The organism is Dolichospermum sp. UHCC 0260, assembly GCF_009711985.1.
In the GTDB taxonomy this organism is placed as follows: domain Bacteria; phylum Cyanobacteriota; class Cyanobacteriia; order Cyanobacteriales; family Nostocaceae; genus Dolichospermum; species Dolichospermum lemmermannii.
In genome coordinates this window covers 1-12,097 of sequence record NZ_VIKZ01000087.1, presented here as the reverse complement: position 1 = coordinate 12,097, position 12,097 = coordinate 1, and the positions used below count along the sequence as shown (strand labels likewise).

Annotated in this window: 10 protein-coding genes and 1 tRNA gene; 7 read left to right on the top strand and 4 right to left on the bottom strand. The window is 39.6% G+C overall.

Translation table 11 applies throughout. From position 1 onward, the window contains the following. Window positions 1–525 precede the first annotated feature (525 nt). The 3 genes from FJR08_RS21935 to FJR08_RS21925 form a co-directional block, all read right to left on the bottom strand. Window positions 526–1,329, bottom strand: coding sequence for an inositol monophosphatase family protein (locus tag FJR08_RS21935; RefSeq protein WP_148765957.1), 804 nt, complete (start codon window positions 1,327–1,329; stop codon window positions 526–528). A gap of 61 nt (window positions 1,330–1,390) precedes the next feature. Next, window positions 1,391–1,963 (bottom strand): thermonuclease family protein, encoded by a 573-nt coding sequence (locus tag FJR08_RS21930; RefSeq protein WP_254434432.1) that lies wholly within the window; start codon window positions 1,961–1,963, stop codon window positions 1,391–1,393. Between the two features lie 22 nt (window positions 1,964–1,985). Beyond that, window positions 1,986–2,354: a 2Fe-2S iron-sulfur cluster-binding protein gene (locus FJR08_RS21925; RefSeq protein ID WP_148765955.1), complete on the bottom strand. Its 369-nt coding sequence runs from the start codon at window positions 2,352–2,354 to the stop codon at window positions 1,986–1,988. A 664-nt stretch (window positions 2,355–3,018) separates the two neighbouring features. On the opposite strand from FJR08_RS21925, the gene FJR08_RS21920 reads away from it, so the two are divergent. From FJR08_RS21920 to FJR08_RS21900, 5 genes are all read left to right on the top strand, one after another. Beyond that, window positions 3,019–3,105 (top strand) — tRNA-Ser (locus tag FJR08_RS21920). 301 nt (window positions 3,106–3,406) lie between these two features. Continuing rightward, a complete protein-coding gene (locus FJR08_RS21915) occupies window positions 3,407–4,102 on the top strand; it encodes an NYN domain-containing protein (RefSeq protein ID WP_148765953.1) in 696 nt (231 codons plus the stop codon). Between the two features lie 376 nt (window positions 4,103–4,478). After that, window positions 4,479–4,802 carry a hypothetical protein gene (locus FJR08_RS21910; RefSeq protein WP_015079258.1) on the top strand — a complete coding sequence of 108 codons (324 nt, stop codon included), beginning with the start codon at window positions 4,479–4,481 and terminating at the stop codon, window positions 4,800–4,802. Window positions 4,803–5,280: 478 nt separating this feature from the next. Further along, entirely contained in the window at window positions 5,281–7,368 is a 2,088-nt protein-coding gene (locus FJR08_RS21905; RefSeq protein WP_168634577.1) for an S-layer homology domain-containing protein, read from the top strand. 96 nt (window positions 7,369–7,464) lie between these two features. Continuing rightward, window positions 7,465–8,178 (top strand): hypothetical protein, encoded by a 714-nt coding sequence (locus tag FJR08_RS21900; RefSeq protein WP_323294632.1) that lies wholly within the window; start codon window positions 7,465–7,467, stop codon window positions 8,176–8,178. A 325-nt stretch (window positions 8,179–8,503) separates the two neighbouring features. On the opposite strand, the gene FJR08_RS21895 is transcribed toward FJR08_RS21900, so the two are convergent. Beyond that, entirely contained in the window at window positions 8,504–10,081 is a 1,578-nt protein-coding gene (locus tag FJR08_RS21895; RefSeq protein ID WP_015079261.1) for a DUF1565 domain-containing protein, read from the bottom strand. A 238-nt stretch (window positions 10,082–10,319) separates the two neighbouring features. Between FJR08_RS21895 and FJR08_RS21890 the strand changes: the two genes are divergently transcribed. Both FJR08_RS21890 and FJR08_RS21885 read left to right on the top strand, forming a co-directional pair. Then, window positions 10,320–11,357, top strand: coding sequence for a thiamine phosphate synthase (locus tag FJR08_RS21890; RefSeq protein ID WP_015079262.1), 1,038 nt, complete (start codon window positions 10,320–10,322; stop codon window positions 11,355–11,357). Window positions 11,358–11,454: 97 nt separating this feature from the next. Then, the coding region (locus FJR08_RS21885; RefSeq protein WP_168634576.1) for a DUF4058 family protein at window positions 11,455–12,097 on the top strand (643 nt) is incomplete at its 3' end.

Below are 12,097 nucleotides of genomic sequence, written 5' to 3'. Positions count from 1 at the left end.
CCGTACAGTTGTTATTTGTCCTGAAAATAAACCCAAGGAACAAATAATTTGTGCAGTAATTTCTGGGGTAGAAGAAAAATCAAATGAGATAACAGCAATACCCGAATTAATTAAAGTATTAGATATGACTGGATGTTTATACTCAACACACCTTAATTATTTGATTTAAGCGGGTAGGGGTTTAGCAATGCTAAACTCCTACAAATCTAGGTTTTTCGTGATTTCACAAAAGTCCATGTCCCAACCGTTTTGAGTATATTAATATATATAAATGAACAAAATAAATTTATTATTAACAATAAATAATTACCCTAAATTTATTAAATTTTTAGAATTTTAATCAAGAAATTAATCAATTTTTGAATGAAATTAGATATTTTTACAAATTGATTCACTAACATAGTATTTTGTCAAGATAATTTAGATGCGTTTCCCCTGAATAAACTCCCTGTCTAATAGCAAAAGTCGGTTAAAACCGACTCATGAAAAAACGCAAGTTTCTAACCCACAAACATCATAGAAAAATTACGTCCAACTTGCTAAACGGGGAACTTTCATCAATTCTTGACTGAGGCTATCGTGCAGATAACCATTAGTAGCTAAAATTCTTCCCGACTCAATTTTCATCGGAGTCCCATCATAAGCAGTCACATTTCCTCCCGCTTCCTGGACTAATATTATCCCAGCCACAACATCCCAAGGCGCAATTCCCCTTTCCCAATAACCATCAACTCGACCACAGGCTACATAAGCTAAATCCAAAGCTGCTGCACCATCACGTCTCACACCTTGGGTAAGATGGGTAAGATGACAAAACTCGGCATAATTGTTGTCAGGGGTTTCCCGTCTGTCATAGGCAAATCCACTGACTAACAGGCTTTTACCTAATTCCGCTGTTTGAGAAACCTGAATAGGGCGACGGTTACGGGTTGCACCTAAACCAGCAGCAGCCCGAAATAACTCATCCCGAAAAGGGTCATAAATTACTCCCACCTTGGGGACACCTTGAATCATCAAACCAATAGAAACAGCGAAACAGGGATATTGATGGGCGTAATTGGTTGTACCATCGAGAGGGTCAATCGCCCAGAGAAATTCATTATCTTGATTTCCCAGTTTTCCCGACTCTTCAGCCAGGATAGAATGTTGGGGAAAATGGCGACGCAATACTTCTAAAATTACCTGTTCAGAAGCTTTATCAGCAGCGGTAACTAAATCACCAGGACGGCCTTTTTCGGTGATTGCGTCTTCTAATTTACCTAAATAATCTTGTAAAACTACACCTGCGGCTAAAGCTGCTTCTGTAGCAATATCTAGAAAAATTTGCATATTTGTCGGTTGTCAGTGGTCAGTTGTCAGTTGTCGGTTGTCGGTTGTCAGTTGTCGTTTTTTAACGAGAGAGACGGCGAAATTCTCCGGGGGTGATTCGCATGGGTTTATCGGGATTCCAGATGCCTTTTCCCATGATTCTTGCCCATTGTTGGGCGCGTTCTAGGCGTTGGTCGTATTTGTGATTAGGCGATCGCGCTACAAATAAAGCATATCCTTGTTTGACAACTTCTTCATTTAACAACAGTTTATCTTTCCATACATAAGCCAAAGTTCGGTTAAATTTATCCTTAGCTTCTAAATCAAATTCCAGATTCACAGCTTGATTTGCACCACCAATTAAACCTTCTACTAATTGTTTTGCATCCTCACCCCAAGGAAGTTGGCGGATATCTGGTGCATCTAAACCAATTAATCGGACTTGGGAAATTAAATTGGGTTGTGCTTCCATTCCCAAAACTTCCAAACTTTGTCCACTCACAACCCGTGCTATTTTTACATTAGCGGGAATGATTGAGGAATTGTTGTGGCTTTGACAACTCACCAACAGCAACAAACTAGCTAATATAATTATTTTCGGTACAAAAACGCGAAGACGGACTACTACAGCAGCCATCCTCGCTATCAAATTCATTAACATGAACACACAAAAAATCTTAGTCCTCATCTAAGGGTAAACCCGCTTTAACTTTGCCCTTACCAAAAAACCGCCCAAACTGAAGTTCATAAACCTCATCTTCATCTTGTGTTTCCACTTCCAAATCAGAACGAGCGTAACTTACACATAATAAAGCGTAACCTTGGCGACGTAAATCAGGAGAAAGCCCAATGGCTTCTGGTTGATGAATTTCTCCTGATAAAACTCTCACAGCGCAGGTTGTACAAGCCCCATTTCGACAAGAAAAGGGCAATTCTGTCCCATTGTGTTCAGCGGTGTGTAAGATATAGCGGTCTTCAGGAACTTCGAGAGTATGTGATGTCCCAGTTTGGCGATTGTAAACTTTAATTCTGTGGGTTTGAACCATCTTGATTTTTAGATTTGCGGATTTGGAGTTTCACACTTAATTATAAGGAAGAACGCCGAAAACCCTTGAAAATGTGGCTGACTCAGGAAGCCACATTTGGGCTTTAGACAAGGGATGAAGGCTAGAGGCTTTCCTTTATCCTGCATTGACGTTAATTTGAAAATTTGAAATAATTTCAAATTTTAACTTACCTTTGGGGGTTAAAGTCCCCTGCTTCTACAAGCAGCGGGTTTTGCGTCGGGGTAAAATCCCCGTTGCAAAACGTCATTCTAAATTCTAAATTCTAAATTCTGCATTCTTTTAATCCATATTCGTGATAGAATTAAATTGTCACTAAAGACATAAAAAGCTACCGAGGGACTCTCGGAAAGTTACGCTTGTCAGATATGATTTCGCCCGCCAGGGCCAACGAAATCAGGGCAAGAACCCAAATATTTAAGGAACCCTGCCTGAAACTGGGATAACTGAGGGATATAGACTGAAACTCTCTATAGAATCTCCGCGTCTTTAGACCGGAGAGTGTCAAAAGAAGATTGCTTGAAAACTCTGCACTTTCAGGTCAGGGAGTGATGATAGCGCAGCCTGGCCTTAGCCATAAAAATATCTTTTCCAAAATGGTTGCTTTTTTTTTAATCCTATTGTAATATAGCAAAACGAGACACCTGGAGAGATGGCCGAGTGGTTGAAGGCGCAGACCTGGAAAGTCTGTTATGCAGAAATGTATACGAGGGTTCGAATCCCTCTCTCTCCATTCCCCAACAGTAATTAAGTTTGATTTAAAAATATTTGCTTGTAAGCTCACACAGCAGACTTTACCCATAAAACTCCAAGATAATTTTTGGATATAAATAGTGAATTTCGCCCAAAAGTGGGCATTTTGTGTAAAGTATATGCAGGTAAACGGCAAAATATCATATTCACTTAGAAGAAATCGGCTAAAATCTACCTGATAGGTATTAACTCAACCAAGACTGTGGCAACAAATTAGTCAAAATTCAGCTATTGTCAGTTTACCTACAACAACATCCCCACTTTAATATTCAGAGGTATCAATGCAGTTTGACAATTTTAGCAAAAAAACAAACGAATATAAAGAACTTAAAGAAAAACCTCATTGGCAAAGCCCAGCAACCAAAGGCAATATTAAGCCTAAAGAACCTAATCCAGCTAATAATATCAGCTTTAATGAGGATGACAGTCGTGGACGAGTAGCAATTTTTATTGACGGGTTAAATTTATTTTATGCCGCATTACAATTGGGAATTGAAATTGATTATGTAAAATTGCTTTGTCGGTTAACAAAAAATTCTCGGTTATTACGTGCTTTCTTTTACACAGGAATGGATAGTGGCAACGAAAAGCAACAGGGATTTCTTTTATGGATGCGTCGTAACGGCTATCGTGTAGTTACTAAAGATATGAGTGTAGTTGTCGATAATTACAAAAAACCAAATTTGAACGTAGAAATTGCCGTTGACATGATTACTTTAGCACCCTATTATGATACAGCCGTCTTAGTTAGTGGCGACGGAGATCTATCCTATGCTGTTCATGCAGTTAGTAATGTGGGCGCTAGAGTAGAAGTAATTGGCTTGCAAACAACAACTAGCGATAGTGAAGCGCGTTCTAGAAATCACCTAATTGATGTGGCTGATGAATTTATAGATTTTGATAGTATTAAACAACACATTCAAAAAGATTCTACTATCGGGTATAGTTATCGGACTTCTTCTAATTACCAAGTTTAAATTCCCAATATATAAATTTTCCTCCCTTTTTTTGCAATTTTATCGCAACCACCTTACTGGTGAGGGCATTAGTTGATCATAAAATAAAACTCCATCTAAAATAGGGTTTTATTCCCGACTGCTAAGATATTATCCCAACCTCAAATTAAAATAATTTGAGAGGATTTAATCCTGAATTTTATTTGACACTTTTCTCGTATCTGTGCTATACAAGTGTAGAAACAGCTAATTAACATTAATAGACATAACAGACTTTAAAACTGAACTTTAAAGTATGGCATGATCACTTCTTAATTTGTTTTTAGCATTCACTTAAAACATATCTTCAATAGATATATTTTTGAGAACTTATATTATTAAAGGCGTAGGTAGTTCAGTGAATCAAATCCAATTAACTTTAGTTATTAGCTATGTTCTCATGACTGGCTATTTTTTTACTAATTGGTTAACATTTTCTCTTCGTCACCCTACATCTTCCCCACAGGAGAAATTTTTATCCTTGATCATGTTTGTGATCATCACTATTTTATGGCCTCTAGTGATTGTTAACTCTTGCTTAGAAGTGATCAAAAAAGGCAAGTTAGAATTTACTACAGTTGTTCCTGTACTTTTAGTAATATGTGCTTTTGGTATTTCCTATTATTTAAGTTCATTACCTGAACATTGGCTATGTTATTACGATCTATTTTGCCATGTTTAAATACTTGTGAAACCCAGTTTTAAATTGTCGATTATCAATTTTTTCTTGTCTTTTACCTAAGAGGTTGTTTGAAAAGTATTATATGAAACCCATAATCTCCAAAAACCTAACCCCCCTTCCCCCCTTCCCTACAAGGGAATGGGGGTTTTAAAGCCTCTCCCCTGGTAGGGGAGAGGTTTGGAGAGGGGTCTGTTTACACATGAAAAACTTTTAAAACATCCTCTAAATACGCAATTTAACCTAAAGTTATACTGGTATTAACTTAATCTTTATTGATGGAAGATGTCGTAATTTGTGGTTTATTGTTTGGTCAGGTTCATATGTGGTGGAGACAGGTAATTTCTTGAGAGTGGCAAACACCTCAAGCTGTGATACTTTTGTGTGAATTTTTATTTATTACCGACTTGAAATATTGAGTGTGTCAAAAGTATGGTTAATTATGGATGTCACCATTAAAACCTTATTCGTTTAACAATCAATGGTTAATTCTAGTCTTGTTGCCACACTCTATGTTAATCCTGCTACAGGAAATGATGCTAATACGGGTTCTCGTCCTAGTCCCCTAAAAAGTATTACCAGCGCCCTGAAACAGGCAAAAGCATCAACAATTATTCAGTTAGCTAGTGGAACTTATAGCACAGCCAATGGTGAGGTATTTCCCTTGACCATTCCACCGGGAGTGTTGGTAGTAGGAAATGAGGCAAATAAAGGCCAGGAAATGATCATTTCTGGCAGTGGTGAATATCAAAGTCCTAGTTTCGGGGTACAGAATATCACTTTTCTTTTACTAAGTGATGCGAGTCTTTTAGGTGTGACGGTGATTAATCCTGCCGCAAAAGGTACTGGCGTGTGGATTGAATCATCAATACCTACCGTGGCCAACAGTACATTTAAGAACTGTACCAGAGAAGGAATTTTCATAACTGGGAATGCGAAACCGGGGATTGTGGATAATTTGTTTATTAACAATAAAGTGTGTGGATTAGTCATAGCTAAGAACAGCAAAGGGGAAGTGCTGCGGAATGTATTTGAAAATAATGCTTTGGGCATAGCCATTAGTGATTTTGCCGCGCCTTTAGTAGCAAATAATCAACTTTCTGCCAATGGCACAGCGATCGCCCTTTCCCGTGATGCTAAACCAGTATTACGGCGGAATCTCATCACTAGTAACACCCAAGGTGGTCTTTTAATCGTCGGTAATGCCGTTCCCGACTTAGGCAGTCCCCAAGACCCAGCAGACAACATTTTTCGAGAACAGGGTAAATTTGATTTACAAAATGTTACAGATCAAAAAATCATCTCCGTTGGTAATCAATTAAGTCTTCCCCAGGTGATTGGGGCGATAGATTTCATCGCTGCTACCGCTGACACCCCCAGTCAAATCGGAGTCAGCAGTAGATTTGCTGATTTAGAAGGACATTGGGCGGCAGCCTTCGTGGAAGCCCTAGTCAGTAAAGATATTATTAGTGGTTTTCCTGATGGCACTTTTCAACCAGCCACACCCATTACCCGCGCTCAATATGCAGCTTTGATGACGAAGACATTTCAACTACCGGAAAGTAATCAACTAGATAAATTCAAAGATGTCAAATCCGACTTTTGGGCTGCCAAAGCCATAGCCAGTGCGTCCGATAGAGGCTTTTTAAAAGGCTTTCCCGATGGCACATTTCGACCAGAAAATAACTTAACCAAAATTCAAGCCCTAGTCTCCATTGTCAACGGTTTAAACTTGAGTGGTGGTAATCCTAACGTCTTGATGGTATACAGCGATCGCGCTCAAATTCCCAGTTACGCTACCAGTGCAGTGACAGTGGCTACGCAAAAACTATTAGTTGTCAATTATCCTCAACCAGATCAATTAGAACCATTGCGGGAAATTACTCGCGCTGAAGTCGCAGTCCTAATTTATCAGGCATTAGTCGCCACAGGACAAGAAAATCCCCTTCCCTCTGCCTATATTGTCAAACCAGAGACAGAGATTCCCTCTTTTTCCGATATTGTTGGCCATTGGGCCGAACCATTTATTCGGGCATTAGTTAGTATGAACTTAACCCAGGGTTTTGCTGATGGCACATACCAACCAGATCAAGCCATGAGCCGCGCTCAATATACAGCTTTAATTGCTGCGGCTTTTAATCCCCCAGCCAAACGTCCGTCCCCAGAATTTACAGACATAGCCAAGGATTTTTGGGCAGCTAACGCCATTGAAATTGCAGCCAGAGGCGGTTTTGTGGGCGGATTTAGCGATCGCACCTTCCGTCCTACCCAAAACGTCCAACGGCTACAAGTCATAGTCTCCTTGGTCAACGGACTGGGACTTGCGGCCACTGCTCAAAAAACCTTAACCTACATTGACCAAGATAAAATTCCCGAATATGCCCGGACAGCAGTTACCATCGCTACCCAGCAAAAAATTATTGTTAATTATCCAGATCCCAATTTACTAGCACCCACGAGGGAAGCCACCCGTGCCGAAGTTGCAGCCATGGTGTATCAGGCATTAGTCACCAGTCAACGCACAAAAGTTATTAATTCACCTTATGTTGTTTTGCATATCAGCAATTGACAAGTAGAATGGAAAACACTGCCTATGACTTTTGCTGCTGGTGAAAAAAACTACTCATGTAGCTAAAAGTACGCTAGGCTAGATGCGATGGGTGAAATGTTTATACCTATTGCCTATAACTCACAGCCCATGTTAACAACAGCCCCGGTCACTCAAACTTTCGCACCTCCTGCCGAACTAGCAGCTAAGTTATTAACTCACTACAGCTTTGATCTCAACGGACACAATGCTAGTGAGCTAGTTAACCAATGGCAATCTGAATATCCCCTGCATTGGTTACATTTAGCAGTTATTGAAGCTTTGTATCAAGGTCGTTATAAAGCCGTATCTGTACAGCAAATCTTGAACTTTTGGCGACGAAAGGGTGAGACAACCTACCATTTCAATATGGAATTTGAGCGCATGATTTGTAGCAAATTCCCTGAACGTCTCACTTCTCCCTCCCTACAAGTTTTACCACCCACTAAACAGGAAATCAGGATGGAAGAATATAAAAATCTTCGTTTATTACCTGCTCCAGTGAGTTATAAGTATCAAATAAATAATAATTTACAGCCAACAGCAGAGAAACGGGACTTTGAGCCAGAAAATCCAGTCCCAGCATCTCCTTCTGATCAATTAACAGCAAATATCAGACAACAGCAAATTATTGAGGAAATTTCCCCCCCACCTGCCCAACAGTTAATGCTACCAGCAACGGCCAATCATCCCCCTATTGGTCAGTTTATGCCCCAAAAGAGCGATCGCACCGAATCCTTCACCTCCAAACTCAAAGCCCTCACCAGTGAAAGATTGGAGTTGGCATTTTAGGCAAGAGGCAAGAGTCAAGAAAAATATCAATATTTCCCTATTATACTCAACACGGCTGATTCATTTGATTCTGTGGGTAGGGGTAAAGCAAGAGCTTATTGGTATCAACTTAACGTAAATTGATGTCCCTTCAAGCCAGGGAATAAATTCCCTGTCTAAAAGCTAAAGTCGGTTAAAACCGACTACTTTGGCATAAATAGGATAATTTTTGATTTTGAGTTAACCAGAGTGCGTTTTAACGCACTTTAGCTTTGAGACCGGAACTTAAGTTCCGGGCGGGAATATTGCAGCCAAACAAATAAGCTATCCCTAGATCAATCCCCAATTATTTCACAGCCTGAACCACTGATTTGAAACCTTTGCTATTGAAGAGGTTAACCATTTCCGAGGCACTTTCTTGACTATTGAAAACTCCCACCTGCATCACCCTGCGGCCTTGCCAAACCTTGGGAAAAGCATCATTAACCAGAGAACTGACTAAATTCTGTTGCTGCTGATTTGCAACCAACACTAGCACCCGGTAACTGACATTTTGCCCAGTAGCTGTATAAATTTGAGGGTCTGATATTGGGGCTGAATTTTGCATATTTTCCCCTGTGGCTGCTTGAGGAGCTACAAATTCAATAGCACCAGAATCAAGTTGAGTATAATTAAATTGGGATGGATTAGATAGATTATTTGGTACTCGTGGCAATTGATTGGGATTAGAAACGGGTTTAATTTTTAAAGGTGTTACCGTTCTTTGATGAGGAGCATTGGGAACTGTGGGGGCAGAAAATGTGATTGGCCTGCGGGCTGAAGTTTCTGTTGATAAAGAATTAGCACCAGGATTTCTGGCTGTAGATGCGGTTGTACCTTGAAGATCCACTTTACCACTGATGCGATCGCTAACCAAATTATTTCCTGCCGCAGAAATCACCAACTTCGCAGTTTGGGCGTTGATATCATGACGACCATTATTCCGAAAGATATTCTTGCCTGGGTCATAACTACTACCTAAATCTGGTCTAGCTTGGGCAATTACGACTAGACCATCTTCTCTGTTACCTTGAATCAGATTATTCCTTAACATTGGTGTAGCATTTGCTTGGACAATAATCCCCGATCTATTATTCTGAATTTGGTTAGCTACCACCACAGGAGACGCATTTTGGGCAATATTAATCCCAAAACCAGTTTCTTGAAAGATATTTTCCCTGATTTCGGGGCGAGCATTTCCAGAAATAGTTATGCCATTAGCACCATTGCGAACAAAAACATTTTTACTAATACTGGGTGTCCCATCACCAGCGACAGCAATTCCATCTTGGGTATTATTAGTAAAGGTATTTTCCCGAACTATAATATTACTGGATTCAATCCATAATCCATAACCACGAGAATTGGTATTAGTGACGGTGACACCACTTAAACTAGCTTGGTTAGCACCGACAATAGCCACATTTTGACCACCAAATCGGCGACTGAGAAATTCGCCACCACCAGTAATTGTCACAGTTTGGCCTTTATTGTTAATGTTGCCTTGAATGGCTATACCAGGTTTCAACATTAAAGGAAATACTTCTCCACTTTGGACGCTATATGTACCGGGAGAGAGGATAATTACACTATTAGAAGGTGATGCTTCTAGGGCTTGGCTAATTGTCCGCCAAGGTGCGCTAATACTACCATTACCTATTTTGTCATTTCCTGTACTGGGGTTGACAAATGATTGGTTAATCTGAGAAATTGTTTTTTCACCTTGAAGTATTTGTTCGCCAACCCTCGGAACTTGAGCAAAGACACTACTTGCACTTGTTATGAAGAGTATTGTACTCGTTACTCCTAAACCAACTGTTAAACTCAAAATTGAGCAACTCAGGGAGTTTTGTCGGGTGTTCACAGATTTTTGGGGGACTATCATTTTTTATAAAACTCCTCTAAAATTTATAGCAACAACACTGAAAGTTTATTTGGATCTGAGACTGGATATCAACTGTTATACAATTAATTTTTATACTATTTCATGATAGTATGTCTACGATGCTACTTGTATCTTGACAAATTGACCACGATTAGTTAGCAAGTATTTAATAATTAAAATATTAAAATATGAATCAGGCTGGCTATTACTATAAAAGCATTAAAAATGAGGTTTTGTAATGGTTTCAGCCCATAGTCACACACAACAAACTGTTTATCGCATTTTAGATGCTAATTTAGATCGCGCTCGTGAAGGGTTGCGAATTATTGAAGAATGGTGTCGGTTTGGTTTAAATAATGCCCAGTTTTCAGGTATATGTAAACACTTGCGTCAGGAGTTGGGTACTTGGCATACGGCAGAAATCCGCGCAGCACGAGATACACAGGGTGATCCAGGAACGGATTTGAGTCATCCCCAAGAGGAACAACGGGCTGATATTACATCGCTATTGCAGGCTAATTTTTGCCGGGTGCAGGAAGCTTTGCGCGTATTAGAAGAATATGGCAAGCTTTATCATGGGAATATGGGAGCAGCTTGTAAACAAATGCGTTATCAGGTTTATACCCTAGAAAGTAATTTGATGGGTTATCAGCGTCATCAGTTATTATGGCGATCGCATTTATATCTGGTAACATCTCCCGCAGATAATTTATTCGCAATTACCGAAGCGGCTCTTCAAGGTGGATTAACTCTGTTACAGTACCGGGAAAAGACCGCTGATGATTTAGTCCGCTTAGAACGGGCGATAAGACTGCGTGAATTATGTCACCATTATGGGGCTTTATTCATTATTAATGATCGGGTAGATTTAGCTTTGGCTGTAGATGCTGATGGTGTCCATTTGGGACAACAGGATATACCCATTGCTGTAGCGCGTCAATTACTGGGACATCAGCGCATTATCGGACGCTCTACCACAAATCCCCAAGAAATGCAAGGGGCAATTGCCGAAGGTGCGGATTATATTGGTGTGGGGCCTGTGTATGAAACACCGACTAAAGTAGGTAAAGCCGCAGCGGGTTTAGAGTATGTGAAGTATGTTTCTCAAAATTGTCAAATTCCTTGGTTTGCAATTGGGGGAATAGATATGAGTAATCTTAATGATGTGATGAAGGCAGGGGCGCAACGGGTAGCTGTAGTGCGATCGCTCATCGAATCAGATCAACCTACCCTAGCAACTCAGTATTTTCTTTCGCAACTGCACAGAATTAAATAGAAAAGAAGAAAAATCGGATTAAACTATGAAATCAATTTCAGGAAAAAATTTTGCTATGCTGTAGGTTAAAAGATATTTAACCGATAATTTATTTATTATGCCTTCACCATTTCCAGGAATGAACCCCTACTTAGAAAATCCTGAACTCTGGCCAGAAGTACATCATTGGATTCTGACATTACTAGCTGAGTCATTGATACCACAGTTGCGACCAAAATACAGAGTAGCAGTGGAAAAAAGAGTTTATCATGATACTGATCGCAACTCTGTTTTAATTGGTATTCCTGATGTGGCGATCGCCCGTTCTTTAAAACCTACAACTCAGAAATCATCTAACATTGCTGTAGTTTCTCCACCTGTTAAACCCGTAACAGTAAATATCCCCATACCAGAAGAAATTAGAGAAACTTATTTAGAAGTGAGAGAAGTTGCTACAGGTGAAGTGATCACAGTAATTGAATTGCTATCACCTAAAAATAAACGTCAAGGAGAAGGAAGAAAAGCATATCAAACTAAACGATTACAAATATTAGGAAGTTCTACACATTTAGTCGAAATAGATTTATTACGTGCTGGTGAATCTATGCCCATATTAGATAATAATATTAAATCAGATTATCAAATTTTAGTTAGTCGTAGTCAATTACGACCTAGAGCAGAATTATATCCTTTTAATTTATCAGAAGCAATTCCCGCCTTTTTCTTACCTCTACAAAAAGAAGATATAGAACCCTTAGTCA